The sequence below is a fragment of the Pseudomonas sp. R2-37-08W genome, from assembly GCF_003851705.1.
GTDB lineage: Bacteria > Pseudomonadota > Gammaproteobacteria > Pseudomonadales > Pseudomonadaceae > Aquipseudomonas.
Window position 1 is genome coordinate 3,752,271 of sequence record NZ_CP027728.1, and the last position, 24,280, is coordinate 3,776,550.

Consider the following 24,280-nt stretch of genomic DNA (forward strand, 5'->3'; position numbering starts at 1 on the left):
CTCCTAGTGGTGACCCCTACCAAAGGTCACGTGGGTTGGGATGAGCCAGTACAAGATCCAACACCAGGCCGCTCAATACTGAACGCCTGCCTTACAGCGGCAGGAGCCTTTCGGCCAACCGATAATCGAACCAGAGTGACTGGAGTGAACAAAAAAGAGCTGGCAAGGCGGCATAGAGCGCACCTGGAAAAAGCCAAGCCCAGGATGCTAGCACAGATGAACGGTCATCGCGCCGACACGAACTGCGGTAGAAGTAAATTCCATGCCTTATGGCCGCAAAAGTGAACTTGAGCTGTACGCCACGCCTCAAACACCCCGAGAATCGCCGTTCGTCCTCGACCCAAAGGAGCATCCCATGATGCGTTTTACCTCGACACTCGCCCTCGCCGCTTCCCTGACCCTGCTTTCCCTCGGCGCGCAAGCAGCGGCACCTTCGAACTGGCCAGCTGGCGCCCGTGACAGCTTCGTCAGCGACTGCAGCGCTGCCGCCAGCCAGAACGTGGACGCCAAAACCGCCAAAGCCCATTGCGAATGTGGCGCCGACAAGATCAACGCCGAATTGAGCACTGCGGAAATCAAAGAATTGATGACCAACCAGAACGCCAGCCCGGAGCTTAAAAACAAAGCGGTCGCGGCTATTTCGTCCTGCAAAGTGGTTAAGAAAAAGTAAGAACGCTCACCGATCGGGCGTCTTTTTTGCCAGAAAAACAGCCTGAAAACGGCTGTTTCTCACAAATTACGTAGCTTTTACGGCTTTTTTTAACAGCTGATATTTCGCTCCAAAGCCCCGTAGAACGGGGCTTTCAGCCAAAACAGGCACGCAACGCAACGCGATTGATTAGCAAACAATGCCTTGGGGGGGCTCCCAAGCCGAACATTTCGACTATGATAGCCCTGTGTGCCCAGTTGGCCTGAGCAGCACAGCACTACTGAAAATATATGTTTCTTGGAGATACACCATGTCTAATCGCCAAACCGGCACCGTTAAATGGTTCAACGATGAAAAAGGCTTCGGCTTCATCACTCCTCAAGGTGGCGGTGACGACCTGTTCGTACACTTCAAAGCTATCGAAAGCGACGGTTTCAAAAGCCTGAAAGAAGGCCAAACCGTTTCCTTCGTGGCTGAGAAAGGCCAAAAGGGTATGCAAGCTGCACAAGTTCGCGGCGAGTAATTCTCCGCTGAGCTAAAAAAACCCCGTCCATGTGACGGGGTTTTTTATGGATGCTGCAAAAGCCAGTGGCTATCAGCCGCAATTGACCCGCATGATCACCAGGTTATCGTCGGTGTTCAGGTTCAGGCGGTCGGAGCGATACTCCAGCGTGATCATGTCGTTGGGTTTGAGGATGCGTGCGTTCTGCGCACCGGCACGCGTACGCGCCTGCTCCAGCAGTTGAGGCGAGGCTTTCTGGCCGATCGTGAACTCGGCAGCCTTCGACTCACAGCGGCTATGACCAGCATCGGTCACGGTGGCATCTTTGCCTGGCTCAGAGGCACCCGGGGTGCTGCAACCCGCCAACGCGAGCGCTGCCAACAAAGTACCGAATGATGCGAGCTTCCAAGGCATGAAGCCTCCTATGATTAAAAATGGACAGAGATCGTGCGACAGCGAGTGAGCAGATTGGTTTCAAGACGTTAACGTCTGACGCGCAAGTCTGCCTGAGTCACGCCCGGCAAGCGCCCCGTCAATCGTGACTAGATATGAATATGTTCAGTAGATATCAATGTAGTCAGATGACGGCGTTGGCCAATTCTGCTTGAGCGCGTTGAAAATCTGCATCACCCAGACTTCGTCGTTCGCGGCCACGTTACCCACATAACCGGAACCCTTTGCCCAGGTCTCCAGGCGAAACAGCAAACCACCTATATCAGCGCCCCCGACCACGCCTGAAGAAATGTAGGCAATACCCGCCTTGCTGACCCGCAGCTGGGTGTGCTCATCGTCACTGGCGCTGGCCAGCAGTTGGCGCACAGCGACCAGCGTAAGACTCTCGGGGTTATTCAAATCGATCTGCACGCAGTGTTCCCCGGCCAATAAACAGGCGGACAGTGTCGCACACCCCCTTCCTCATGCCTAAGTAGCAGTGCCAACTTGCGCGCAAAATGGTTAACTGCGCCCGCTGCAGCCACACGCCAGCGCATTGCCCAGTACCTACAGCCCGCGAGATTTCCCATGACCACCGTAACGCTCCAAGCCGATATCAAAGCCAAATGGCCCCAAGGGCAAAGCTCCTACAGCCCCGGGAGTCCGGAGGAATTGGCGATCATCGGTATCGACCTGCTGGTCAAGGAGCTCGGCACCAAGGGCGCGCAAGCATTCATCAGCCAGGTATTCGAGAAATACCCGGCCGACCACATGGGCGCACCCGAGCGCGAATAAGAACCGGCCGGCGAACGCCGACCGGTAAGGGATTTACTTCAAACGCGCCAGGCGTTCGGTCAACAGATCGAAGAAGCCCTGGGCGTCGCCGTTTTCGACCCAGAACGCATTCTTGTCCTGCTTCAGGCCGTCGTACCAATCGACAATGGTCTGGCCGAAGGTCGGGCCTTCCCGGCTGTCGACAACCACATTGACCTGGCGACCGCTGAACAGCGATGGCTTGAGGAGGTAGGCGACCACCGTGGCGTCATGCACCGGCCCGCCAGGAATGCCGTAGTGCTCCATATCGCCTTTGACGTATTCATTAAGAATATTGCTCACGACCTTGCTTGCGTTGTTGTTCAGGTCGGCAATCTTCTTCAGGCGAGCCTCGCTGGTCAGCACCTTATGGGTCACGTCCAACGGCAGATAAGTCAACTTCACGCCGCTTTTAAGCACGATCTCAGCGGCCACCGGGTCGGCGAACAGGTTGAACTCGGCCACCGGCGTGATATTGCCGCCATTGAAGTGCGCACCGCCCATCACCACCACTTCCTTGATGCCCTGGGTGATTTCTGGTGCCTGGGTCAATGCCAGGGCCAGGTTGGTCTGCGGGCCGAGCATGGCAATAGTGATGCTATGGGGCTTGGCGGCCGTCAGGGTCTTGATCAGGTAATCCACGGCGTTGCCGTCAGCCAGGCCTTGTTTCGGCTCGTGCACGGTGACACCGGAAATCCCTTCCTTGCCATGGATATTCTCGGCATAGATCGGCTTGCGCAGCAGCGGTGCCGGAGCCCCCGCGTATACCGGGATGTCCTCGCGCCCTGCCCACTCGCGCGCTAGGCGCGCATTGCGCGAGGTTTTGTCCAGGCGCACGTTGCCGGCCACGGTCGTCAGCGCGCGGATGCTCAGCTCTTCCGGCGACGCCATGGCGAACAGCAGGGCAACCACGTCATCGGCACCTGGGTCGGTATCGATGATCAGATCGATTTTTTCTGCCGCCTGGGCGCTTGCAGCTGTGAGTGCGGACAAAAGCAGAACACTCCGAAACAGGTTTTTCAGGGATGGAAGACCACGTTGCATAAAACACTCCTTGTCGTAGGGGGGACTCTAGAAGGTTACGCCGGAGACCAGCGCGATATTGCAGTACGGTTGACATTCGCCGGTGCGCACCACGGCGCGCGCCTTGCCACTCAGTTGCTTGAACGCGTCATGGCTTAGCAGGCGTCGTTCGCCCAGCGCAGCCTGTTCGGTCAGCGCATTGAGCTCGGTCAGCGCCGGCGGCTGCTTGAGCAGGATTTCTTCAGCCAGCACGTGGCTTTCCACCTGCATTTCGCTGAGCACAACGCGCAGGGTGCTGATGAAATCCGGGATGCCCTGGGTCAGCGCCAGATCGATCAACTCGACGCCAGGTGGCACCGGCAGGCCAGCATCACCGATGACCAGGATGTCGCCGTGCCCCAGTGACGCGATCACGCGCGACAGGGCGATATTGAGCAGAGGGGTCTTTTTCATGAGGGCACAAAACCTTGTACGTCGTGCAGGGTAGGAATAGAAGGTTGGGCGCCGGCACGGGTCACCGACAACGCTGCCGCGACCTGGCCAAACCGGATCGCCTCGGCTTCGCTCTTGCCTGCGGCCAATGCCGCAGCAAAGCCACCTACAAAGGTATCGCCGGCAGCCGTGGTGTCCACCGCCGTGACCTTGGGCGCGACCAAATGTTCGAAGCTGTTGCCATCGGCAAACAGTGCGCCCTGGGCGCCCAGGGTGATGATGACTTTGGCGGCGCCAGCCTTGATCAACGCGGTAGCGGCAAGCTTGGCGCTGTCGAGCGAATCGACCGTCACGCCGCTCAAGGCGCTGGCTTCACTTTCGTTGGGAATCAGGTAGTCAATCGAGGCATACCACGCAGCCGGCAAGGGCCCACTGGCCGGCGCCGGATTGAGGATCACCGTCTTGCCCAGCTCGCGGCCGCGCTTGAGCGTATGCCCGACGGTTTCCATCGGTACTTCAAGCTGGCAGATGATCACGTCGGCGGCCTGCAACACCGCGTCGCAGGCCGTCATCGAGTCGGGCGTCAACTGACCGTTACTGCCCGCCACAATTACAATCGCGTTCTGGCTGCTGTCATCCACCACGATCAGCGCGACACCACTGGAGCCTTCCACGGTGCTGACGGCCTGACAATCGATGCCTTCGATCACCAGCGCATCACGCAGTTGGCCGCCGTAGGCATCGGTGCCGACGCAACCGATCATCGCCACATCCGCCCCCAGGCGCGCCAAGGCCACGGCCTGGTTGGCGCCCTTGCCACCGGGCACAGTGGAAAACGTCTGGCCGATCAGTGTTTCACCGGCACGCGGCAAACGACTGGCGCGGGTGACCAGGTCCATGTTCAAGCTGCCTACTACCACTACTTTTGCTGGCATACATCAGTACTCATCAATTCTGGTTCAGCGGTATTGGGCGAACACACCGGCCAACGGCGCCGTCGACTCACGCAAGACAATACTCGGCGTCACGATACGTTGATCGATCGGGCGTTGGGGTGTCGCTATACGTCGCAATAATAATTCAGCCGCTGTCTCGCCCAGTTGCAGGATCGACTGCCCGACCGTGGTCAGCGCCGGATAAACATACCGGCCCATTTGAATGTCATCGAAACCAATCACCGACAGCTCGCCCGGCACACGGATATTCTGCTCTGCCGCGGCGCGCAGCACGCCGAAGCCGATCATATCGTTGCAGGCAAAAATCGCACTGGGGGGTTGCTGTGCAAGCAGTTGCACAGCGGCGGCATAACCACCGGTGCTGGTGAAATCACTTTCCCGGATGCGCTCAGCCGCTATTTCAACCCCGGCTTCGCGCAGCGCACGCCTATACCCTGCCAGACGCATTTGCGCCACGCGAGTATGGGCCGGGCCGGCGATGCAGGCGATGTCGCGATGGCCCAATTCAAGCAAGTGCCGGGTCGCCAGGTAAGCCCCCTCTTCATGATCGATGCGCACCAGGTCGACGTCGATACCGTCCAGTGCCCGGTCGACTATCACCATGGGCGTGCGCACCGCACTCAAGCCAGCGGCGAGGCCACTGTCATCGCCGCCCACCGAGGTTACGATCAAGCCGTCGACGCGTTTCTCCAGCAGCACGCGCAAATAGCTGCGCTGCTTTTCGGCATTGTCGTCGGAGTTGCAGAGGATCACGCAGTAGCCGTTGCGCTCGCAGTAGTCCTCAATGCCCCGGGCCAGTTCAGCGAAATACGGGTTGAGGCTGTTGGGTACCAGCAGCCCGATCGTCGCCGTGGTCTTGGCCTTGAGTGAGCGCGCGACCGCACTCGGCACGTAGTCCAACTGCTTGATCGCCGCCTCGACCTTGATGCGCACCGGCTCGCTGACCGGGCGCGTTTTGTTCACCACATGGGACACCGTGGTGTAGGAAATCCCCGCCAGCGCTGCCACATCCTTGATCGTTGCCATGGTTCAGCCCCGCCGACTGGCGCGCTGGCTGCGGTAAGTATCAAGGACCACGGCGATCACGATCACCGCACCGGTAATGATGCGTTTGGTCGGTTCTGTCGCGCCGATCTGTGCCAGACCCGCCGCCAATACCGAAATAATCAGCACACCAAAGAAGGTGCTGATGACCGAACCGCGTCCGCCCATCAGGCTGGTACCGCCGATCACCACAGCAGCGATCACTTGCAGTTCCAGGCCCGAGCCGGCATTCGGATCCGCCGCTTCCAGACGCGAAATCTGAAACAGCGCGGCCACGCCGGCCAACAGACCCATCAGGCTGAACACCAGAATCTTGTAGGGCTTGGGATTGATGCCGGCCAGGCGCACCGCTTCTTCATTGGTGCCGATACCGATCAGGTAGCGACCAAACACGGTGCGGGTCAGCACCAACTGGGCGGCGATGATCACCAGCAACGCAATGATGAACGACGGCGAGATCCCGAACGCAATCGGGTTGGACAGCCAGGCAAACGAGTCACCGATATAAGCGGTGCGCGAGCCGGTCATCTGGTACGCCACGCCCCGGGCCATCTCCAGCACGCCGAGGGACACGATAAAGGAAGGGATCCGCCAGGCCACGGTGATGGAACCGGTGAGTGTGCCGGCCAATGCGGCGCAGCCCATGCCCAGCACGGCGGCCGGCAATACGCTCCAGCCCCAGCTCAGAATCGCCACGCTGACCGCCGACGCCGCCAACGCCAGTACCGAGCCCACCGACAGGTCGATGCCACCGATGATCAGGATGAAGGTCATGCCCACCGCCAGTACCATCAGGTCTGGAATCTGGTTGGCCAGGGTGCTGAATGTGTCGTAGGACAGGAAGTGATCGCTGAGCACCGAGAACAGCGCAATCATTGCCAGCAACGCACCTGCCAGCCCCAGGTAGGTGCCCAGGCCGTAGAAGTTGCCGCCAGTCTTACCGGGGGAAGTGGTTGTTTTCATGGGGTATTCCTAGGCGCTGCATCGTTGAGCAGCGCATCACGTTTCTGATAGCCGGCAAAGGCGGCGGCGAGCAATTCGTCCTGGGTCCAGCTATCGCGTTCGAAAGTCTCGATCAGGCGCCCGGCGGACAATACGCCGATGCGGTCACAGATCAGCATCAGCTCGCGCAGGTCACTGGAGACCACGACCAGCGCTTTGCCCTGGCGCGTCAACTCGCCGAGCAAGGCGTAAATGTCGAACTTGGCACCCACGTCGATACCTCGGGTGGGCTCATCGAACAGCATCACCGAACAATCACGCTCCAGCCAGCGGCCAATCACCACCTTCTGCTGGTTACCGCCCGACAGTTCGGAAACCAACTGCGCCGGGCTGGAACTGCGGATACGCATGGCGTCGATCTGGCGCTTGGCCAGGGCGGTTTCATCGCGGCTGTTCACCAGCCCGCCAGCGGAGATTTCCGGCATGTTGCCCAAGGCAATGTTGGCGCTGATCGACTGGGTCAGCAGCAGGCCTTCACCCTTGCGGTCTTCGGTGATCAGGGCAATGCCATGACCGACCGCATCGACCGGGGAGCGAATGCTCACTACATTGGCCTGCGGCCCCAGCGCCACGGTGCCGCTGTCGGCCGGGTCGGCGCCGAAAATCAGGCGCAGCAACTCGGTACGACCGGCGCCGATCAGGCCGGAAATACCGTAGATTTCACCGGCGCGCACTTGGAACGACACGTCACGGACCTTGTCCGAGCGCGTCAGGCCTGTGACCGTCAGGGCCGGTCCGCCAATGGTGCGCGGGCCCAGGTCGATATGCTCGCCCAACTCGCGCCCCACCATCAGCGTCACCAATTGTTCGCTGTTGTAATTGGCCATGGGCTCGACACACACCAGCTTGCCATCGCGCAATACTGCAATGCGCTGGGCCACACGGGCCAACTCTTCCAGCCGGTGCGAAATATAAATAATCGCCACGCCTCGGGCCTGCAGGCGGGTGATTTGTTCGAACAGCATCTCGACTTCACGGGCAGTGAGCATCGCCGTAGGTTCGTCGAGAATCAGTACGTGGCAGTCGCCGATCAGGTTGCGGGCAATCTCGACCATTTGTTGATGGCCAATGCCCAGGCTGCCGACCAGCGTGTCCGGGTCGATGGCGTCCAGGCCAACCTGGGCCATGGCTTCGGTCGCGGCTTTGCGCAGCTGTTTGCGGCTGATCCAGCCACCACGGCTGGGCAGGTTATGCAGGAACAGGTTTTCAGCCACCGTCAGCGTTGGCAGCAGGTTGAGTTCCTGCATGACCATGCGCACACCCAGCGTTTCGGCCTGGGTGCGGCTGCCGGGTTGATAGGCCTGGCCATTGAACTGCATGTTCCCGGTGGTTGGCGTGACGAGCCCGCCGATGATCTTCGACAAGGTGCTTTTGCCAGCGCCGTTTTCACCGGTCAGCGCCAGCACTTCACCGCGATTGAGCGTGAGCGTGATGTCGGACAGAACCGGTTGGGCATAGGTCTTACCGATACCGCTGACCGAGAGGACAGCGTTCGGGGCGGAAGATGACATAGGAAAATCTCCAGGCGCCCGCTCAGGACGAGCGGGCGCTGTTGGCTACTGCCGGGATTACTTCTTGAGGACGAGTTCGACCGGGGTTTCGATCACGCCGTCGGTGGCGTCGACCTTCTCGCCCTTGACCAGCTTGAGCGCGTTCTGGATGCCGAACACGGCTTGCTGGGCAGCCGCTTGGTCGGCGGTTGCGAGCACGCGACCGTCCTGCAGCATCGGCTTGATGGCTTCGATGTTGTCATAGCCCACCACCAGCACTTTACCGGCCTTGCCTGCCGCACGTACGGCGGAGACTGCGCCCAGGGCCATGTTGTCGTTACCGGCCAGCAGTGCCTTGAGGTCCGGGTATTCGCTCAGCATCGCCGATGCGACTTTCTGGCCCTGGTCGATTTCCCAGTTACCGGATTGGGTGGAGACGATCTTCATGCCTGCAGCATCCATCGCATCCTTGAAGCCTGCGGTGCGCTGCTGGGCGTTGGTGGTGGTCGGTACGCCTTCGATGATACCGACCTTGTCGCCTGCGGCCAGTTGCTTGGCCAGGTAATCACCCACCAGCTTGGAGCCTTTGCGGTTGTCCGGGCCGACGAAGGGAATATCGAGTTTTTTGCTTTTCAGCACGTCCGGGTCCAGACGGTTGTCGATGTTGACCACCTTGATGCCGGCATCCGAGGCTTTCTTCAGCACGGTGACCAGCGCTTTGGAGTCGGCGGGTGCAATGACGATGGCGTTGACCTTGGCCAGAATCATCTGGTTGACGATATCGATCTGCGCGCTGGTGTCGGTTTCGTTCTTGATGCCGTTGGTGATCATGTCGAAGTCGGCAGCGTGGGATTTCTGGTAATCCTTGGCGCCCTCTTGCATGGTCACGAAAAATTCGTTGGCAAGGGACTTCATCACCAGGCCAACCTTGGGTTTGGCGGCGGCGTCGTCAGCGAAAGCAGAAGAGAGAGGCAGGGCAGCGGATGCGGCGGCAAGCACAGCGACAGCAAGAAGACGTCCTGCAAATGGCAGCTTCATGGGTGTACTCCGATCTTATGATTATTGTGAGCAACGCTCGCGCCGAAGAAACATCTCGCAAACGTTTGCGTTGTCAGAACTATGAGAACCTTGTCGAGATTTGTCAACGGCAGTCGTTCACCTTTCATCCTGAACCCACCCTGCCCTTTTCCCGTTGGTTGAAACGACAGGCGCAACGACGATCTCATACATCACCTGCGCCAACCCGAGCTGGCTTTCGGACAACCGAACAGCGAAGCGCCTTCCGTTCAGAAAGCCGGACGGCGTCGCGTCAACCCAGACTGAAAATCCCATTTAAATTGTTTTAAATCAATAGCTTATTTTATCGCTCCGAGCATGATTGGCTTGGTACAAATCCTGCTCTTTCTCAGCACCTCGAGGCGTTCAGAGTCGCCCGGGTGTTCTGGATGAACCTGCTACCGCACTCATCAAAAACCAGAGAGAAAAATAATGAAATCTGCATTGAAGACCTTTGTTCCTGGGGCGCTGGCCCTCCTGCTGTTGTTCCCCGTCGCCGCTCAGGCAAAAGAAGTCGACACCAAGACCAAGCTTTCCAACGTGGTGATCCTCGCCACTGGCGGCACCATTGCCGGGGCTGGCGCCAGTGCGGCCAACAGCGCCACTTACCAGGCCGCCAAAGTCGGCATCGAACAATTGATCGCGGGTGTTCCTGAGCTTAGCCAGATCGCCAACGTACGCGGCGAACAAGTGATGCAAATTGCTTCGGAAAGCATCAACAACGACAACCTGCTGCAACTGGGTCGCCGCGTCGCCGAATTGGCCGACGACAAGGACGTGGATGGCATCGTGATCACCCACGGTACCGACACCCTTGAAGAAACCGCCTACTTCCTCAACCTGGTTGAAAAAACCGACAAGCCTATCGTCGTAGTCGGTTCCATGCGCCCTGGTACCGCCATGTCGGCAGACGGCATGCTCAACCTGTACAACGCCGTTGCCGTCGCAGGCAGCAAGGACGCACGGGGCAAAGGCGTGCTGGTGACCATGAACGACGAGATCCAGTCGGGTCGCGACGTGAGCAAGATGATCAATATCAAGACCGAGGCTTTCAAGAGCCCATGGGGTCCGCTGGGCATGGTCGTTGAAGGCAAATCCTACTGGTTCCGCCTGCCGGCCAAGCGTCACACCATGGATTCGGAATTCGACATCAAGACCATCAAGAGCCTGCCCGACGTCGAAATTGCCTACGGCTACGGCAACGTGAGCGACACTGCCTACAAGGCCCTGGCCCAAGCCGGCGCCAAGGCGATCATCCATGCCGGCACCGGCAATGGTTCGGTCTCGTCCAAGGTCGTTCCCGCGCTGGTGGAATTGCGCAAGCAAGGCGTGCAGATCATTCGCTCTTCCCACGTCAACGCCGGCGGCATGGTGCTGCGTAACGCCGAGCAACCAGACGACAAATACGACTGGGTCGCCGCCCTTGACCTGAACCCGCAGAAAGCGCGCATCCTCGCGATGGTCGCCCTGACCAAGACCCAGGACAGCAAAGAGCTGCAACGGATGTTCTGGGAGTATTGATTCCAGGCTTTATCTGTAGGAGCGAGTTCGCTCCTACAGTTCCTCGCAAAAAATCACAGCAAATTTCCAAATTCGCTGTCAGACGGAGTTCTTTGAATTTAAGCAGTTGCGAAATTACCTACAGTTAAATACTGTATGTGCGTACAGCTTACTAAGGAATACTCCGTGGCAAAGCCCTCCTCCGCAGCACCCGCACCGCCAGATGCCTACCAGCGCCTGGCTATTCGCGTTCAAAAAATCATCAATTCGACCAACGCGCAGAAGGCCAAGGCGGCGTTGATCTTCCGCCTGCCGGATGAGCCCGAAGACGAATGGGCGCGCTTGCTTGAAGAGATTGCGGAAAACGACAACGTCACCCTCGCCTACAGGGATGACGGCGGCGTGCAGATTTTCTGGGTTGTGCCGAAGGAAGATTGATTGAATGAGTGTCCGTTTTTTTGCTGTGTGCTGCCTGTTGTTTGCTGTCACCGCCAACGCCCAAGCCCCCCGCACTTTCAGTGAAGCTAAAAAAATCGCCTGGAAGCTCTACGCTCCGCAGTCCACCGAGTTCTATTGCGGCTGCAAATACACTGGTAACCGTATAGACCTGAAAGCCTGTGGTTACATCCCGCGCAAGAACGCCAACCGCGCCGCACGCATCGAGTGGGAACACATCGTGCCCGCCTGGCAGATCGGCCATCAACGTCAGTGCTGGCAAAATGGCGGGCGTAAAAACTGCACGCGTCACGACGACGTATTCAAGCGCGCCGAAGCGGACCTGCATAACCTGGTGCCGAGCATCGGCGAGGTGAATGGCGACCGCAACAACTTCAGCTTCGGCTGGCTGCCGGTGCAAAGCGGGCAATACGGTTCATGCCTGACGCAAGTGGACTTCAAGGCCAAGAAGGTCATGCCGCGTCCGTCCATCCGCGGAATGATCGCGCGCACCTATTTTTATATGAGCAAGCAATACGGCCTGCGCCTGTCGAAACAGGATCGCCAGCTGTATGAAGCCTGGAACAAGACCTATCCGGTGCAAGCCTGGGAGCGCCAGCGCAACCAGACGGTGGGCTGTGTGATGGGCCGTGGCAATGAGTTCGTCGGCCCGGTGAACCTGAAGGCCTGTGGCTGAAGGTGGGCGCAAAACCCGCCCACCCGGCTTGTTACTGGGTGACCTTGTGTTCGATGACCTCTGACACAGTGTCGTTTTTCTTGGCCCGCGCCATCTTTTCGTTGAGCAGGGTCTGCTTCGCCTCAGCCTCGGCCTTGCTCGCAAACGGGCCCAGCAGGACCTGATCCTTGCCGTCGACCTTGACGATATAAAAACTGAAACCATGCTCCAGCAACCAGGCGGTCAAGTCCGTGATCGCCTGCAGCTTGTGATCCGGCGGGCCCACCCATACATCCCATTCTTGAGCGGCAATCGCACCGGTTTGTGGCTGGCTTTGGGTCACGACAGGCGTGGCCTTGGGCGCATCGGCAGGTTTACCTTCGCCGCATCCGGCCAACGCCAACACCGCAATTGCCATCGCTACTTTACGCACTGCCCTGCTCCTTTGAAGATAAAGAGGCGACTTTACCATTCACTGTCTATTCTGGCCGTCATAAACATTGGCTTAAACAATGCGAATGATGTATCGCGACCTGTATGATGCCGCCATGGGAATTAATGTCGCCTCTATGCGTCCTAAAAGAGGCAGTCACAGGGAAGCGCTTCGCAGTAAGCTACGCACATCCGACACCTGCCCTGTCTGAACATGTGTCCTTAAAAGTAATCAAGGAGAAGTCCATGCTTATACTCACCCGCAAAGTTGGTGAAAGCATAAACATCGGTGATGACATTACGATCACCATCCTGGGCGTTAGCGGCCAGCAAGTACGAATCGGTATCAACGCCCCCAAGGATGTTGCCGTGCACCGCGAGGAAATTTATCAGCGCATCCAGGCCGGCCTCACTGCGCCGGACAAAAACCAGACGCCTTGAAGCACCTCCAGTAGCCAGCCTTTAGCTTCACCGTAACGGCTGGCGAAAACCTGATTGACCCGTCCGCTTTTTTTCATCCGAGCTGTGCGCCTCGTACACAGGCCTGCGCTGCAAGATGAAACTGCCATGATCCCCCGGAACTTGTTGCATCATTTGCAGCCAAATCCCACGTCATCCTGCGGTCCGAGTGCATTCAGGAGCACGTCGATGAGGCCAACCGTCACACAGCCCATGGTTTCCCTTTCCTGGACGATCGCCCTGCTGATAGGGCTGGTCTTTCTGGCGCTCGGGTATGGCCTGCGATTGGAAGTCGAGGCGGCTGTCGACACCGCAGACCACTCTTGGCTGGACCTCGCCTTACTCTTGTGTGCCTACCTGTTTGCGTTCTGTCTCAAGCCGATTCAGAAGACTATTTTGCGTAAGCTGTGCCAGCGCGAGGCGCATCGCGCCCATCAAAAAACCGCACGCTGACTGTCTATCTTTTCTCGCAGCGTCAGCAGGCCATCCGCTTCTCGCACGACTTGCAACCCCTCATATCCCTCGATACAGGCATGTTCAGTCGCCATGGGCGCCAGGTGCGTCGAGGTCACGACCATCACGTCCGCTCCCGCCGCTTCTGCTGCTCGAATGCCTACTGTCGCATCCTCGAACACCAGGCAATCCTGCACCGGCACGCCCAGGCGCTGGGCGCCAAGCACGTAACACGCAGGATCCGGCTTGCCGCTGGCGACATCTTCGGCCGTCACCATTACCGCCGGCATGGAAATACCGGCCGCTTGCATTCGGCGCAACGCCAGTGCCTTGGGCGCAGACGTGACCAGCGCCCACTGATCGGCCGGCAAGCGGTTCAGGAACACGACCGCACCGGCAAGCGCCACGACACCCTCGACGTCGTTCAATTCAGCCTCGGTAATCCACGCCGCCTCCGCCTCTGGGTCCACACCCGGCAACGCCTGGCGCGTGATCGTATCAATCGCGCGGGCGCCATGAATGGTCGTCAGGAAAGCCTGCACATCCAGCCCATGGCGTTCAGCCCAGCGGCTCCATACACGCTCGGCAGCGGCGATGGAGTTGAGCAGGGTGCCGTCCATATCGAACAGGAAGGCACGGTAACGCTGACTGAATACGGCTGGATTTCGACTGGACACTACGCGGCTTCTCCATGGGCTCAAGCAATGATCGACCCCACGCAATCTACGGTTCACCTCGGCACTTGTAAACGCTGCGAGGCGCCAGCGTTAAACCTTGAATGACGAACTTGTCATCATCCTGTTGGTTAGCTGTTCGGGTCGCCTGGTTACTGTGAACTCACTGCCAACCCCGGCAGCCACTTTAAACAGAGATCTCGCCATGAAACGCTTTGCCCTCGCCTTTGCTGCCTTACTCGCCACCGGCTCGGTATTCGCTGCCGACACCGCTCCAGCCGCTCCCGTGATCCATGATCAGACCGGCTTCTTCGTCCACCTGGATGTCGCCAAGGTTTTGTCCAGTACCGAAACCTACGGCCAATGCGGTATCGTCCCGGCACAACTGCGCTACCTGGACCATCAGGCCCGTGAGCATGTGCTGGACTACCGCGTGCAGGGCACCGGTTGCGCCAGTGACAATTGATCAGGCTAAACTTGCGCAACCCATCGAACCAGGGCATTTCCCATGAACATCCTTGTAGTCGAAGACGAACCCAAGGCCGGCAATTACCTGCTCAATGGCCTGCAGGAGCTGGGTTACAGCGTGAGCCTGGCCCGCGATGGCGTGGATGGTTTGCACCAGGCCCTGGAAACGCCGTTCGACGTGATCGTGCTCGACGTGATGATGCCGAAGATGGATGGCTGGGAAGTACTGCGCCGCTTGCGCAAGGAAGCCGACACGCCGGTACTGTTTCTCACCGCCCGCGATGACATCGCCGACCGCATCAAAGGCCTGGAGCTGGGCGCCGACGACTACCTGATCAAGCCCTTCTCCTTCGCCGAGCTGGTCGCGCGCCTGCGCACCCTGACCCGACGCGGCCCGACGCGAGAGGAAGAACACCTGCACATCGCCGACCTGCAAATCGATGTGCTCAAGCGCCGCGTCACCCGCGCCGGCACGCGCATCACCCTGACCAATAAAGAGTTCGCCCTGCTGCATCTGTTCGCCACTCACCAGGACCAGGTGCTGTCACGCTCGCTGATTGCCTCGCGGGTATGGGACATGAATTTTGACAGTGACACCAATGTGGTCGACGTGGCCGTGCGGCGCCTGCGCTTGAAAATCGACGACCCATTCCAACTCAAGTTGATCCACAGCGTGCGTGGCATCGGCTACCGCTTCGATACCCAGCCATGAGCCGCGCTCGCCATTATTCGCTGACGCTGCGCCTGGCGCTGATCTTCGCCTTGCTCGCCTTCGCCTTGCTGGCCACCTTGGGCGTAGCACTTTACCGTGAGCTGGAGCGCGAGTTGGTGCGCCGCGACGACACCGCGCTGATATCCCGAGTGGATCAACTGCGCAACCTGCTCAACGACAGCAATACCCTGGGCCTGATCCAGACAAAGCCCGAGCTGTTCCAGAATATGCTGGGCAACCGCGAATCCGTATTGAGTATCGGCGCGCCCGGTCAACGGCCGTTACTGCTGGTGAACCCGGCGAATATCGAGCTGCCGTCGATCAAACCGGTGCCCAGAGATCACGTACTGGCACTGAGCGATGTGCAGCATCTGCCGGGGCTTAACGGCATTCCTTTTTCAACCGTGGCCGCAACCATCGACTCCGGCGATCTGGGCAGCCTGCAAGTCACCAGCGGCCGCCTGATGACCGAGCGCACCGCCGTACTCGCCAGCTATCGGTTGAGCGTTTACATCCTGGCGAGCATCGCCGCGATCATCCTGGCGTTGGCCGGTTACCTGCTGGTGCATCGCGGCTTGCTGCCCTTGCGCCGCCTCGCCCGCCACGCGCAAGGGATCGGCGTCGGCAACCTGGCCGAGCGCCTCGACGGCCAGGGCGCACCCAAAGAATTGCTGCCGATGATCGAGTCGTTCAACACCATGCTTGAACGCTTGTCCAAGGGCTTTGTGCAATTGGGCCAGGTGTCCACCGACATGGCTCATGAACTGCGCACGCCGATCAACAACCTGCTCGGCGAAACCCAGGTTGCCCTGCAACAGCAGCGCAGTATCGAAAGCTACCAGCAGCTGTTGGCCTCCAATGTCGAAGAACTCGAACGCTTGGCGCGGATGCTCGACAATATGCTGTTTCTGGCGCGCACCGACCCTGCCAGCGCGTTGCGCCAACGCCAGGCGCTGGATGCTGCGGATGAAGTGGAACGCATCGCGGATTATTTCGAAGGGTTGGCCGCTGACGCGGGCATGCACATCGTGGTCGAGGGCGAAGGCGTGATATGGGCGGAGCCGATGCTCCTGCGGCGCGCCCTGGCCAACCTGTGCGCCAACGCCATCAAGTATGGTTCGCCGGGTTCAAAGCTGAGCATCCAGGCCATTGCAAATGACGAGGGCGTCAACCTGAGGGTCAGTAACCACGGTGAAACCATTCCCGCCGAGCACCTACCGCGGTTGTTCGAACGGTTTTACCGGGTGGATGAATCCCGCGAGCGGTCCTCCCAGTCCAATGGGCTGGGGCTGTCGATCGTGGCAACCATCATGCAATTGCACAACGGGCGGTATGGCGTCAGCAGTGAAGACGGCGTCACGCGTTTCGAGTTGTTTTTCCCCGCTCGGGAAGCGTGAGGTACCGCCGGGTCAATCAAAAGCCCCGTTGAGCACTTCGTAGATGATACCGGTGGCGATGGTTACCAGAATCAAGTCAGTGCCAGCTTGCTGCCATTCATACCCGTCGTAGTGAGGCAGGCGCCCCGCCAGGCGACCATCGAGTTTCTTGGCGATACCGGGAGGCAGCGGTTTGCCGCGCGCCAGATTTTTCTGAATACCCGGAGGCAACGCAGGCCCAGGGCTCCAGTAATCGCGGTTACCGCCCACCAGGCTCAGCACACTGCCCCGATCAACGCTGGGGCCGTGATTACCCGCCGAACCTTTGCCACCAGGCTTGCCGTGGCCCTGCCCCGCCTGGTTATTCCCTTTGTTATTGCCCTGGCCTTTGCCATTGCCGGGATCAGCCAAGGCGATACTGCTGCCTGCAAACAATGCGAGCGACAACACTACGGACACACACTTCGGGCACTTGATCATGATGTAGTTCTTCCAGGGGGATACCTGATCAACTGTAGTCGAGGTTTAGCCACCGAGTATTGCATCAGCTCACCCGACCACCTGTTTCCACAATATCCACCTGAGTCTGCCAGGCCGCCGAGACCGCCAGGCGCAAGCCTTCCACTAACACCGGCAGCGCCATTGACGGCTGAGTGGACCCAGGCAAGCACGGCACATGGATAAACCCACTGCGCACTGCGGAACCCGCCAGCGCATGCTGCAATCGATAAAACACCTGATTACACACGAACGTGCCCGCCGTCTGCGAAACCGAGGCAGCAATACCCGCTTCCCGCACCGCCCTGACCATACGCTTGATCGGCAATGTCGAGAAGTAAGCGGCCGGCCCCCCTCTACCACCGCCGTGTCAATCGGCTGGGCGCCCAGGTTGTCCGGGATGCGTGCGTCATTGACGTTGATCGCGACCCGCTCGATAGAGATGTCGCTGCGCCCAGGGCCCAAACCCGTGGCGATGACCATTACCGGATGTAATTCGTCGATCAACGCCATCAAGGTGTCGGCAGCAGTGGCAAAGGCACAGGGCAATTGGCGTGCGACGATCCGCACGTCATCGCTCAGTTGCATTCCCTCCAACTGGCGCACCGCTTCCCAGGATGGGTTGACGTCGTCGTGATCGAAAGGCTCGAAGCCTGTCAGCAATAAGGTATTCATCCTGGCCTCACATCAACAGATAAAGCAGCACGATATTGACCACCAGCATCATCAAGGCGGTGGGCAACTGGGCCTTGATCACCGCGTTCTTGTCCGGCAGCTCAAGCAGCGCGGCCGGCACGATATTGAAGTTGGCCGCCATCGGCGTCATCAGCGTACCGCAGTAGCCGGAAAACATGCCGATCGCCGCCATTACCGCCGGGTTGCCGCCATAGATACCCACCAGCACCGGCACGCCGACGCCACCGGTCATCACCGGAAAGGCGGCAAAGCCGTTGCCCATGATCACGGTAAACAAGGCCATGCCCAGCACATACACCATGACCGCCACCAACTTGAAGTCCAGGTTGATGTACGTGGTGGTGACGTGGGCGACCGCCGTGCCCACCCCGGCTTCATTGAACAACAGCCCGAGCATTGCCAGCATCTGCGGCAGCACCATGGCCCAGCCAAGGGCTTCGGTCAGGCGACGCGATTCGCGCAAGGCTTGCACCGGCGTATCGCGGGTCAACCAGCAGGCCAGTCCCAGGGCGATCAGGCAGCCGATGCCGAGCGAGACGAAGGTGGTGTTCTTCGGATCGAGTAACGGCACGCCGCCAATTTCGGTGTGCTTGAGCAATACCGAGCCAATCACCGTGGTCAGCGGAATCGCCAGCGCCGGGATAAACAGCTTGTGACCCAGGCGACCGGCACTGGCACGGGAAGCCTTGACGTGCAATTCGGCGTGCTGGCCACGGCCAACGCCGCCCAGGCCCGCAATCAACGCCATCACCACAACGCCGACACCGATGACCACCGAGGGCAGCCGCTCCCCCACAAGGAACGGAATGGCAAACAGCAGCCAGAACAGCGCGCTGGACCAACGCTTGGGGTGGGTGCGATCCAACACGATCATGCCGGCAGTGATCAGCAACAGCACCCCGGCCAGCCAGTACAGGTATTGAATGGAAATAATCATTGGGCAGCCTCCACCGACGGGGCGGCGGCGGTCATCTCACGGGTCAACCTGCGATCGAACCGATGCAGGCGAATGGCGTGAATGATAAAGGCACAGATCGCCGTCGGGATGCCCCACACCGCAATATGCAGCGGCTCTACATCAATCCCCGAGCCGAGCAGGAAGGTGTGCATCAAGGCGATCGCACCAAAGGCGACGAAGATGTCCTCACCAAAAAACAGCCCCACGTTGTCGGTGGCGGCGCACATGGCCAATACCTTGTGACGCAGCTTGTCCGGCAGCTTGCCATAGCGTTTTTCCGCCGCACCTTCGGCCATCGGTGCCAGCAATGGCCGTACCATCTGCGGATGCCCGCCCAGGCTGGTCAGCCCCATGGCTGCGGTAGATTCACGCACGAACAGATAGATGATCAGCAAACGCCCGACCGTCGCGCGCTCGAAGCGAGCGATCCAGTTCTGCGCATGCAGACGCAGGCCATGACGCTCCAACAGGCCAATCACCGCCAGCGGTAATAACAGGATCAATTGCAACGCACGGGTTTGAAGGAAGCCATCACCCATGGTTGCGAGAATTTTTTCCAGCGGGAACTGGGCGGCGAGCCCGGTAGCGATAGCGGCGGCGGTCACCACCAGCAACGGATTGAAGCGCAATACAAAGCCGACCACGATGACAAGTACGCCGATCAACGGCCATAAGTTCACAACAGTTTGCATGGCGGAGAGGTCCTTTAGTGCGCGCTGCGGCGCCATTACAGCAGGATGTGAGCAAAGGGCTCACAGCATGAAAGTGGCGTGCAGTCGGCTCGGTTTTTTTATTGTTGACCCGGAAGGTCGAGCAGTGGCGGCAACTTTGCTGCCTTGAGGTGGGAGGTGTCCAACAAGAAAAACTGTTGCTGCAGACCAATAAATTTTGTCGAGATTGGCAGCGCTGGCCCCGGCAACTGGAGGGATTCGGGATTGGCCCTATACTCAGCCTTGATGGTCCTGCGGATCATCCACGGTGCGATTGCCGACAATGAGGGCTCCAGCTATGTATGCCGGTCACATGAGCAGTATGGCGACAGCAATTGGCGAAATACGTTGCCAGATGGTGGTCCAGATCATTTGCCTGCTGTCGGTGGCTACGCTTTTCTGTTGATCGAGACGCGTAGTCCTCAAGTGCGCCGCCAGGTGTCACTTTGGAGAGGTATTGTCCGAATTCCGGGCAACAAAAAAGGGCTCACCTTTCGGTGAGCCCTTCTAGACCGCCCAGCAGAGCGGATTTTGTTTGGTAGGCGCGATTGGACTCGAACCAACGACCCCCACCATGTCAAGGTCTGCTGGGAGCGAGCTCCCAGCCCTGCTGCTCTTGGATTTCACAGAACGCCCATTCACATTATGAGGCGTCAACAATGGCTACTTTCCGCTCCCTTCCATCCGGCAACTGGAACGCTCAGGTACGCGTAAAAGGTAAATCTCCCCAGTCGAAAACCTTCAGCACGAAGGCCGAAGCAGAGTCATGGGCAAACCAGCTCGAAGTCGTGACAATGGAGCACAAGCACCACACCATCTATACGTTGGGCATGATCTACTGCGAAACGATGCTCAAGGGTAAAGGTAGCTACAACCACGCACTGAAGATCGTGGAGCATCTGGGCAGGCACTTCACTCAGCCCATTAACGAAATCACGCCACAGATGGTCAATGACTTCAAGATTATGCGATTGAAGAAGGTGAAGCCGTCCACGTGCAGGACGCAGCTCGCATTTATGTCCCGATTCTATAGGTTCGCCAAGCGCGGCCTGCTGATCGACATTCATAATCCTGTAAGTGATATCGCACTCCCAAAGCCAGACCGGTCTTCGGACAAGGTGATTAGGGCAAGTGAGCTTGAGCGTTTGCTGGAAAAGCTCTCTCCCACCATGAAACTCATCGTAGAACTAGCATACGAAACTGCGATGAGACGCTCTGAAATCCTGAAGCTAACGAAAGACTGCCTGCACCTCAGTGACCGCATTGCCGATGTGATTGACGGGAAGAACGGTACACGGTCTGTCCCCCTCACCCGCCGAGCTGTTGAAATTCTCCACCTCGCCCAACTTTGGGCCACTGTGGGAGGTCACCCGAACGGTCAAGTGTTCACCGTCACACCGCACGCCGTAACTCAGGCTGTGCGCTTAGCGCGCGTAAAGGCAGGTTTAGATAGTAGCGTCAGGCTGCATCAACTCAGGCACACCAGAATCACGAACGTCGCGAAAAAGGGATTCAACAACGCTCAGATCATGATCGTATCTGGGCACCGTGATACACGGTCGGTTGCGCGATACTCCCATCTAAACGTGAGGGACGTATTGCACCTGATCGACTAATCAAACCGGGCGGCCAGCCATGTTGAATTACCAGCTGGCTGCCCCTCCCCATATACATGGCTCGGCAGATACAAGACAAAGTGCTGGGCCACTAAACCACGAAAGCCTTCCACAGCTTCCGCAACACAGTGATATGCGGATGAGGCAGGTATGAGTGAGAGACTCCTTGGTCAAATGCATCGCTAGACATTAGGACTCTGCCGCCATCTTCGGTGTTTACGGTAGCCGAATTCATATTAAAGCGATGTTCGAAGCAATCAAAAACCTCAACTTCGACCTAGCAAAAATAGCTGAAGAAAAAGTTGACAAATCCGTCCAACATATTGACAAAAATGCGCTTACTAGTATATAATATGCACACATAGGTAGAAAACTATGACCACTCTTAGCGACTTGCTTTTCTTCTACCGTCAGTGACGTGTTAGTTACCTTCCCACTTAATTATTAGGCCACTCCTTCAGTGGGTGGCCTTTTTATTGCGCAACGCTCAACACACACCAACTTTTTATTACCAACTCTAAACGGAGCGATTTTTTATGCCTGTAGAAAAACAATGCATTGTCTGTAACAAATCACTAGCCGGTAAACGTAGTCACGCGCTCACTTGCTCATCTACCTGTCGCGGAATTCGCTGGAGGGCAAACAAAACACCATTGGTGTCTCTGAAGCTAGCACTCCGCGCCACTCACTTTGAAGCAATCAAAGACGCTGCTGAGGCATCTGGCGTATCTATTAACAAGTACGTGCATGGCCGTCTAACTAAAGACTTGGAGCTTTCACAATGAAGGTATTCCTCAATGAACAAGCTGTTTTCCAACTGGAAGCGCTAATGCGTCGAGCTGGGCATAAGAATCATCAGCACTGTCTACAGGTTTTGATCAGTACCGTCACCAATAACCTGAGACGTGCAGACGAGAGGAAAGCTGCACGTACATGATAAAACCAACCCAAAGGATAAATAATGAATACTTATAATGGTAAAGTTTTTACCACACCGATGCTTGAACGTCACTTAGCAGTCAAGCAAATTCAGCAATACCATCATCTCCAACAGTCGGTATTATCAACTAGTGACAAGCAAGAATTCAGACGTGCCACTAACATTATTGACAAGCTTTCGACAGAGTATGGCGCCTCATTACTTCATGAAGCTCGCGCGCAACTCAAATGAGTAACAGTCTAGATCACGTCCACCTGGGACTCGTAAGAGCATTTGAACGGCGTGCGAAAGAAAGTGCCCGGCAAAAAACCACACATGTTGTACAGAGGTTTGATAGTGATGCAGTCAGCATAAGCGCCAGCAGCAATACCACTAAACTCAGTAATGAAGAGTATAAAGCCACCCTAGTGCATAAAATGAATGCACTAATTCACAAGAGGAATATGAAATGAACGACAAGGCCAAGATAGTGATAAAAGGAGTTCCACCTGCATGGAGTGATGCTGAATTCGAAACACGAGTTGATGGGTGGGTGAAGGTTTACCAAGGCACTACCCAGTGCATGGAGTTTGTACGGGCTCCACTTTCTCATGACTTTCTAGATTTGGTAGCTTCGAAAGTAGCAGAGGGTTACAAAGTAGCTCGTAATCAATGCATTACACATGAATCACTTAACCATTCGTGCTGGATGATAAAGCCAGAAGAGAAGCAGAAGATTGATATTGATGAAATTCGAGTGCTATCCAAAGCTGAGTATGTTGAATTCCTAAAAGGTGAGCATATCCGATATCAAGACCTTCTACGTCAACAACTTATCCAAGCAGCGGAAGCGAAAGAACAGAAGAAGCTCGATGATGCTCGCAATAAGCGACTGTTAGAAATCGATAAAGAGGTAAGCGACACCTATTCCCCACTTGTTATTCCGGGTTAATCCAGTGATCCAATGACAGATGCGACAAGCGATACCTGTCAAAAGCTCCCACAACGGCTTTATAGGGCGTTCCCGATGCAACCCTGTCCATCATGGCCCCGACAGCTACCAAGGCTGTACGGGGCTTTACGTGCCTTCTGGGAAAGTATGAGGTCGGCACGAGCAACATCTCGTTCTTAGTTGGTTGCTCATTGCTTAACGACTAAGCAACAAACGCGCAGGTCGAGAAAGCAAACAAGAAATCTCTTAACAAATGCGAATCATTCGCGTATAAAGCCACCCTTACAGATAGCACGCAAAAGTATCAAATCAAGCCTCATGCACTCGTCTGGCTCATCCCAGATCAGGATCGCATGGGTTTTTTGTACGTCTGTGATTGATCCAACCCCACTGGCAGCTACCGAGAGAAATTGCCTATGAAGTGAACTTAAAAAGGAGAAAAACAATGCCTCATTATGCTTTGAACCTATCAAAATTCGTCTGCCAAGAGCCGAGCAGCAAGCCCTTAACCGCTGCAAACGATCCATGCATAACTCCCGTCAGCTCCCCTAGAAAACGAGGGCGGCCTCCAACCGTCACCGTGAATCCGGTGTTCGGTGTGCTTCCCCAGTTGCTGGCAGAAAAAAAACGACCGCTCTGGCTAGATGATCTTCTATTCGGCGGTACGCTAACCGCTGTTGGCCAGTCCCAAAACGTCTCCAACGTGTCGATTGACGATGTTCGGAATGCTCTGTGGCTTCCTTCCTTCGAAACAGCACGCTTACAGACTCAGGGTTATGAAAAACGCCAAGCACAAAGGGTGATGCAGGCGGCAAGGTTCGTTGCGAATGGAATCGTTAATCATCTGGAGCGTACCTACCCCGGCGAACTGGTTCGTCTTATTGAAAATGCCAAGCTCGAAGTGAAACATTCCTACTACAGCATAAGGGAAGAGACTTATCAGCCACTCAAGCCTGTGCCGGTTGAGATACTGGAGCTGTACCATAAAGGAGACTACTACGAGTACGGGCGAGCTCTACGCGAATTCCGACTGTTGAATTAACGTCGGAAAAGAAGAGAGCATAGCGAGCGGTCGGGTTAACTAGAAGCACATACCAGTGACCCGAATCGCACTTTTGGTCATATTTGATCAAATTTTAATTAACGTCGGAAAGAAGAGAGCAAAGCGAACGATGCTTTGTTTTCAGGGAGGTCATCCCTGACGTTGTGTTCTTGAGAAAGCTAAGAGAAAGATGGGATAAAAACCATCAAAACAAAAAGAAGGATGACCATGTCGATACCACGACATAGATGTATATCTCTTAGTATACGATCACTATCGTAGTTACGATAGAAGTAAAATTCTGA

At 57.2% G+C, this 24,280-nt stretch carries 29 protein-coding genes, 1 tRNA gene and 1 pseudogene; 15 read left to right on the forward strand and 16 right to left on the reverse strand.

Annotated features, from left to right (window positions below; translation table 11 throughout):
* Nucleotides 1-355: 355 nt before the first annotated feature.
* Nucleotides 356-670 carry a hypothetical protein gene (locus C4J93_RS17245; protein WP_015884935.1) on the forward strand — a complete coding sequence of 105 codons (315 nt, stop codon included), beginning with the start codon at nucleotides 356-358 and terminating at the stop codon, nucleotides 668-670.
* A 289-nt stretch (nucleotides 671-959) separates the two neighbouring features.
* Nucleotides 960-1,172: a cold-shock protein gene (locus C4J93_RS17250; protein ID WP_003234260.1), complete on the forward strand. Its 213-nt coding sequence runs from the start codon at nucleotides 960-962 to the stop codon at nucleotides 1,170-1,172.
* Nucleotides 1,173-1,244: 72 nt separating this feature from the next.
* Here the strand turns inward: C4J93_RS17250 and C4J93_RS17255 are convergent, their stop codons facing one another.
* Entirely contained in the window at nucleotides 1,245-1,565 is a 321-nt protein-coding gene (locus C4J93_RS17255; RefSeq protein ID WP_124371239.1) for an I78 family peptidase inhibitor, read from the reverse strand.
* 144 nt (nucleotides 1,566-1,709) lie between these two features.
* Nucleotides 1,710-2,015 (reverse strand): hypothetical protein, encoded by a 306-nt coding sequence (locus C4J93_RS17260; RefSeq protein WP_124363572.1) that lies wholly within the window; start codon nucleotides 2,013-2,015, stop codon nucleotides 1,710-1,712.
* Between the two features lie 156 nt (nucleotides 2,016-2,171).
* Here C4J93_RS17260 and C4J93_RS17265 point away from each other — a divergent pair, with 156 nt between their 5' ends.
* The gene (locus C4J93_RS17265) at nucleotides 2,172-2,378 is read left to right on the forward strand and encodes a hypothetical protein (RefSeq protein WP_124363573.1); all 207 of its coding nucleotides are present in this window, start codon (nucleotides 2,172-2,174) and stop codon (nucleotides 2,376-2,378) included.
* Between the two features lie 33 nt (nucleotides 2,379-2,411).
* Here C4J93_RS17265 and C4J93_RS17270 read toward each other — a convergent pair whose 3' ends face one another.
* Genes C4J93_RS17270 through C4J93_RS17300 form a run of 7 tightly spaced genes read right to left on the reverse strand, consistent with a single transcriptional unit; the run spans nucleotide 2,412 to nucleotide 9,381 of the window.
* On the reverse strand, nucleotides 2,412-3,440 hold the full coding sequence (locus C4J93_RS17270; protein ID WP_124367647.1) for a nucleoside hydrolase: 1,029 nt from the start codon (nucleotides 3,438-3,440) through the stop codon (nucleotides 2,412-2,414).
* A gap of 27 nt (nucleotides 3,441-3,467) precedes the next feature.
* Nucleotides 3,468-3,872, reverse strand: a complete 405-nt coding sequence (rbsD, locus tag C4J93_RS17275) for a D-ribose pyranase (RefSeq protein ID WP_124430029.1) — start codon at nucleotides 3,870-3,872, stop codon at nucleotides 3,468-3,470.
* Nucleotides 3,869-4,786, reverse strand: coding sequence for a ribokinase (rbsK, locus tag C4J93_RS17280; RefSeq protein WP_124367649.1), 918 nt, complete (start codon nucleotides 4,784-4,786; stop codon nucleotides 3,869-3,871). The genes rbsD and rbsK overlap by 4 nt, the downstream gene beginning before the upstream one ends.
* Nucleotides 4,787-4,810: 24 nt before the next feature.
* Nucleotides 4,811-5,833 carry a LacI family DNA-binding transcriptional regulator gene (locus C4J93_RS17285; protein WP_124363577.1) on the reverse strand — a complete coding sequence of 341 codons (1,023 nt, stop codon included), beginning with the start codon at nucleotides 5,831-5,833 and terminating at the stop codon, nucleotides 4,811-4,813.
* A gap of 3 nt (nucleotides 5,834-5,836) precedes the next feature.
* A complete protein-coding gene (locus C4J93_RS17290) occupies nucleotides 5,837-6,814 on the reverse strand; it encodes an ABC transporter permease (RefSeq protein ID WP_003174987.1) in 978 nt (325 codons plus the stop codon).
* Nucleotides 6,811-8,364, reverse strand: a complete 1,554-nt coding sequence (locus tag C4J93_RS17295; protein ID WP_124430030.1) for a sugar ABC transporter ATP-binding protein — start codon at nucleotides 8,362-8,364, stop codon at nucleotides 6,811-6,813. The genes C4J93_RS17290 and C4J93_RS17295 overlap by 4 nt, the downstream gene beginning before the upstream one ends.
* A 57-nt stretch (nucleotides 8,365-8,421) precedes the next feature.
* A complete protein-coding gene (locus tag C4J93_RS17300; protein ID WP_124359095.1) occupies nucleotides 8,422-9,381 on the reverse strand; it encodes a sugar ABC transporter substrate-binding protein in 960 nt (319 codons plus the stop codon).
* Nucleotides 9,382-9,831: 450 nt separating this feature from the next.
* Between C4J93_RS17300 and C4J93_RS17305 the strand changes: the two genes are divergently transcribed.
* The 3 genes from C4J93_RS17305 to C4J93_RS17315 all read left to right on the forward strand — a co-directional run bounded on the left by C4J93_RS17305 (nucleotide 9,832) and on the right by C4J93_RS17315 (nucleotide 12,031).
* Complete coding sequence (locus C4J93_RS17305) at nucleotides 9,832-10,920, forward strand: asparaginase (RefSeq protein WP_124367653.1); 1,089 nt, start codon at nucleotides 9,832-9,834, stop codon at nucleotides 10,918-10,920.
* Nucleotides 10,921-11,085: 165 nt separating this feature from the next.
* Complete coding sequence (locus C4J93_RS17310; RefSeq protein ID WP_124404699.1) at nucleotides 11,086-11,337, forward strand: DUF1654 domain-containing protein; 252 nt, start codon at nucleotides 11,086-11,088, stop codon at nucleotides 11,335-11,337.
* A gap of 4 nt (nucleotides 11,338-11,341) precedes the next feature.
* Nucleotides 11,342-12,031 (forward strand): endonuclease, encoded by a 690-nt coding sequence (locus tag C4J93_RS17315; protein ID WP_124371242.1) that lies wholly within the window; start codon nucleotides 11,342-11,344, stop codon nucleotides 12,029-12,031.
* Nucleotides 12,032-12,062: 31 nt separating this feature from the next.
* On the opposite strand, the gene C4J93_RS17320 is transcribed toward C4J93_RS17315, so the two are convergent.
* Complete coding sequence (locus tag C4J93_RS17320) at nucleotides 12,063-12,428, reverse strand: SPOR domain-containing protein (protein ID WP_124430901.1); 366 nt, start codon at nucleotides 12,426-12,428, stop codon at nucleotides 12,063-12,065.
* A 260-nt stretch (nucleotides 12,429-12,688) separates the two neighbouring features.
* On the opposite strand from C4J93_RS17320, the gene csrA reads away from it, so the two are divergent.
* Both csrA and C4J93_RS17330 read left to right on the forward strand, forming a co-directional pair.
* Nucleotides 12,689-12,883 (forward strand): carbon storage regulator CsrA, encoded by a 195-nt coding sequence (csrA, locus tag C4J93_RS17325; protein WP_003192511.1) that lies wholly within the window; start codon nucleotides 12,689-12,691, stop codon nucleotides 12,881-12,883.
* Nucleotides 12,884-13,090: 207 nt separating this feature from the next.
* A complete protein-coding gene (locus tag C4J93_RS17330) occupies nucleotides 13,091-13,354 on the forward strand; it encodes a hypothetical protein (protein WP_124430031.1) in 264 nt (87 codons plus the stop codon).
* Here C4J93_RS17330 and C4J93_RS17335 read toward each other — a convergent pair.
* Nucleotides 13,336-14,031, reverse strand: coding sequence for an HAD family hydrolase (locus C4J93_RS17335; protein ID WP_124430032.1), 696 nt, complete (start codon nucleotides 14,029-14,031; stop codon nucleotides 13,336-13,338). The two genes, C4J93_RS17330 and C4J93_RS17335, sit on opposite strands and share 19 nt — an antisense overlap.
* Nucleotides 14,032-14,233: 202 nt before the next feature.
* On the opposite strand from C4J93_RS17335, the gene C4J93_RS17340 reads away from it, so the two are divergent.
* The 3 genes from C4J93_RS17340 to C4J93_RS17350 are packed head-to-tail and all read left to right on the forward strand — an operon-like array spanning nucleotide 14,234 to nucleotide 16,605.
* A complete protein-coding gene (locus C4J93_RS17340; RefSeq protein ID WP_124430033.1) occupies nucleotides 14,234-14,494 on the forward strand; it encodes a DUF2790 domain-containing protein in 261 nt (86 codons plus the stop codon).
* Nucleotides 14,495-14,536: 42 nt separating this feature from the next.
* Nucleotides 14,537-15,208 (forward strand): heavy metal response regulator transcription factor, encoded by a 672-nt coding sequence (locus tag C4J93_RS17345; RefSeq protein ID WP_124367657.1) that lies wholly within the window; start codon nucleotides 14,537-14,539, stop codon nucleotides 15,206-15,208.
* The gene (locus tag C4J93_RS17350; protein ID WP_124430034.1) at nucleotides 15,205-16,605 is read left to right on the forward strand and encodes a heavy metal sensor histidine kinase; all 1,401 of its coding nucleotides are present in this window, start codon (nucleotides 15,205-15,207) and stop codon (nucleotides 16,603-16,605) included. Before C4J93_RS17345 ends, C4J93_RS17350 begins: the two co-directional genes overlap by 4 nt.
* Before the next feature lie 12 nt (nucleotides 16,606-16,617).
* On the opposite strand, the gene C4J93_RS17355 is transcribed toward C4J93_RS17350, so the two are convergent.
* The 5 genes and pseudogenes from C4J93_RS17355 to C4J93_RS27170 form a co-directional block, all read right to left on the reverse strand.
* On the reverse strand, nucleotides 16,618-17,064 hold the full coding sequence (locus C4J93_RS17355) for an anti-virulence regulator CigR family protein (RefSeq protein WP_124371247.1): 447 nt from the start codon (nucleotides 17,062-17,064) through the stop codon (nucleotides 16,618-16,620).
* Between the two features lie 64 nt (nucleotides 17,065-17,128).
* Nucleotides 17,129-17,757 (reverse strand): annotated as a pseudogene (pcp, locus tag C4J93_RS17360) (pyroglutamyl-peptidase I).
* Between the two features lie 7 nt (nucleotides 17,758-17,764).
* The gene (locus C4J93_RS17365) at nucleotides 17,765-18,715 is read right to left on the reverse strand and encodes a DUF979 domain-containing protein (RefSeq protein ID WP_124430035.1); all 951 of its coding nucleotides are present in this window, start codon (nucleotides 18,713-18,715) and stop codon (nucleotides 17,765-17,767) included.
* Nucleotides 18,712-19,428, reverse strand: coding sequence for a DUF969 domain-containing protein (locus tag C4J93_RS17370; protein ID WP_124430036.1), 717 nt, complete (start codon nucleotides 19,426-19,428; stop codon nucleotides 18,712-18,714). Before C4J93_RS17370 ends, C4J93_RS17365 begins: the two co-directional genes overlap by 4 nt.
* Nucleotides 19,429-19,982: 554 nt before the next feature.
* Nucleotides 19,983-20,082, reverse strand: a tRNA-Val gene (locus C4J93_RS27170).
* 23 nt (nucleotides 20,083-20,105) lie between these two features.
* On the opposite strand from C4J93_RS27170, the gene C4J93_RS17375 reads away from it, so the two are divergent.
* The 4 genes from C4J93_RS17375 to C4J93_RS17390 all read left to right on the forward strand — a co-directional run bounded on the left by C4J93_RS17375 (nucleotide 20,106) and on the right by C4J93_RS17390 (nucleotide 23,975).
* The gene (locus tag C4J93_RS17375; RefSeq protein WP_124430037.1) at nucleotides 20,106-21,062 is read left to right on the forward strand and encodes a site-specific integrase; all 957 of its coding nucleotides are present in this window, start codon (nucleotides 20,106-20,108) and stop codon (nucleotides 21,060-21,062) included.
* Between the two features lie 961 nt (nucleotides 21,063-22,023).
* Complete coding sequence (locus tag C4J93_RS17380; RefSeq protein WP_124430038.1) at nucleotides 22,024-22,233, forward strand: hypothetical protein; 210 nt, start codon at nucleotides 22,024-22,026, stop codon at nucleotides 22,231-22,233.
* A 217-nt stretch (nucleotides 22,234-22,450) separates the two neighbouring features.
* A complete protein-coding gene (locus C4J93_RS17385) occupies nucleotides 22,451-22,933 on the forward strand; it encodes a hypothetical protein (RefSeq protein ID WP_124430039.1) in 483 nt (160 codons plus the stop codon).
* Between the two features lie 445 nt (nucleotides 22,934-23,378).
* On the forward strand, nucleotides 23,379-23,975 hold the full coding sequence (locus C4J93_RS17390) for a hypothetical protein (RefSeq protein WP_124430040.1): 597 nt from the start codon (nucleotides 23,379-23,381) through the stop codon (nucleotides 23,973-23,975).
* Nucleotides 23,976-24,280 lie beyond the last annotated feature (305 nt).

Bases quoted from the DNA above. Each gene is read 5' to 3' on its own strand.
- C4J93_RS17245 (WP_015884935.1), top strand. From the start codon at position 356: ATGATGCGTTTTACCTCGACACTCGCCCTCGCCGCTTCCCTGACCCTG.
- C4J93_RS17250 (WP_003234260.1), top strand. From the start codon at position 960: ATGTCTAATCGCCAAACCGGCACCGTTAAATGGTTCAACGATGAAAAA.
- C4J93_RS17255 (WP_124371239.1), bottom strand. From the start codon at position 1,565: ATGCCTTGGAAGCTCGCATCATTCGGTACTTTGTTGGCAGCGCTCGCG.
- C4J93_RS17265 (WP_124363573.1), top strand. From the start codon at position 2,172: ATGACCACCGTAACGCTCCAAGCCGATATCAAAGCCAAATGGCCCCAA.
- C4J93_RS17270 (WP_124367647.1), bottom strand. From the start codon at position 3,440: ATGCAACGTGGTCTTCCATCCCTGAAAAACCTGTTTCGGAGTGTTCTG.
- rbsD (WP_124430029.1), bottom strand. From the start codon at position 3,872: ATGAAAAAGACCCCTCTGCTCAATATCGCCCTGTCGCGCGTGATCGCG.
- rbsK (WP_124367649.1), bottom strand. From the start codon at position 4,786: ATGCCAGCAAAAGTAGTGGTAGTAGGCAGCTTGAACATGGACCTGGTC.
- C4J93_RS17285 (WP_124363577.1), bottom strand. From the start codon at position 5,833: ATGGCAACGATCAAGGATGTGGCAGCGCTGGCGGGGATTTCCTACACC.
- C4J93_RS17290 (WP_003174987.1), bottom strand. From the start codon at position 6,814: ATGAAAACAACCACTTCCCCCGGTAAGACTGGCGGCAACTTCTACGGC.
- C4J93_RS17295 (WP_124430030.1), bottom strand. From the start codon at position 8,364: ATGTCATCTTCCGCCCCGAACGCTGTCCTCTCGGTCAGCGGTATCGGT.
- C4J93_RS17300 (WP_124359095.1), bottom strand. From the start codon at position 9,381: ATGAAGCTGCCATTTGCAGGACGTCTTCTTGCTGTCGCTGTGCTTGCC.
- C4J93_RS17305 (WP_124367653.1), top strand. From the start codon at position 9,832: ATGAAATCTGCATTGAAGACCTTTGTTCCTGGGGCGCTGGCCCTCCTG.
- C4J93_RS17315 (WP_124371242.1), top strand. From the start codon at position 11,342: ATGAGTGTCCGTTTTTTTGCTGTGTGCTGCCTGTTGTTTGCTGTCACC.
- C4J93_RS17320 (WP_124430901.1), bottom strand. From the start codon at position 12,428: ATGGCAATTGCGGTGTTGGCGTTGGCCGGATGCGGCGAAGGTAAACCT.
- csrA (WP_003192511.1), top strand. From the start codon at position 12,689: ATGCTTATACTCACCCGCAAAGTTGGTGAAAGCATAAACATCGGTGAT.
- C4J93_RS17330 (WP_124430031.1), top strand. From the start codon at position 13,091: ATGAGGCCAACCGTCACACAGCCCATGGTTTCCCTTTCCTGGACGATC.
- C4J93_RS17340 (WP_124430033.1), top strand. From the start codon at position 14,234: ATGAAACGCTTTGCCCTCGCCTTTGCTGCCTTACTCGCCACCGGCTCG.
- C4J93_RS17345 (WP_124367657.1), top strand. From the start codon at position 14,537: ATGAACATCCTTGTAGTCGAAGACGAACCCAAGGCCGGCAATTACCTG.
- C4J93_RS17350 (WP_124430034.1), top strand. From the start codon at position 15,205: ATGAGCCGCGCTCGCCATTATTCGCTGACGCTGCGCCTGGCGCTGATC.
- C4J93_RS17355 (WP_124371247.1), bottom strand. From the start codon at position 17,064: ATGATCAAGTGCCCGAAGTGTGTGTCCGTAGTGTTGTCGCTCGCATTG.
- C4J93_RS17365 (WP_124430035.1), bottom strand. From the start codon at position 18,715: ATGATTATTTCCATTCAATACCTGTACTGGCTGGCCGGGGTGCTGTTG.
- C4J93_RS17370 (WP_124430036.1), bottom strand. From the start codon at position 19,428: ATGCAAACTGTTGTGAACTTATGGCCGTTGATCGGCGTACTTGTCATC.
- C4J93_RS17375 (WP_124430037.1), top strand. From the start codon at position 20,106: ATGGCTACTTTCCGCTCCCTTCCATCCGGCAACTGGAACGCTCAGGTA.
- C4J93_RS17380 (WP_124430038.1), top strand. From the start codon at position 22,024: ATGAATACTTATAATGGTAAAGTTTTTACCACACCGATGCTTGAACGT.
- C4J93_RS17385 (WP_124430039.1), top strand. From the start codon at position 22,451: ATGAACGACAAGGCCAAGATAGTGATAAAAGGAGTTCCACCTGCATGG.
- C4J93_RS17390 (WP_124430040.1), top strand. From the start codon at position 23,379: ATGCCTCATTATGCTTTGAACCTATCAAAATTCGTCTGCCAAGAGCCG.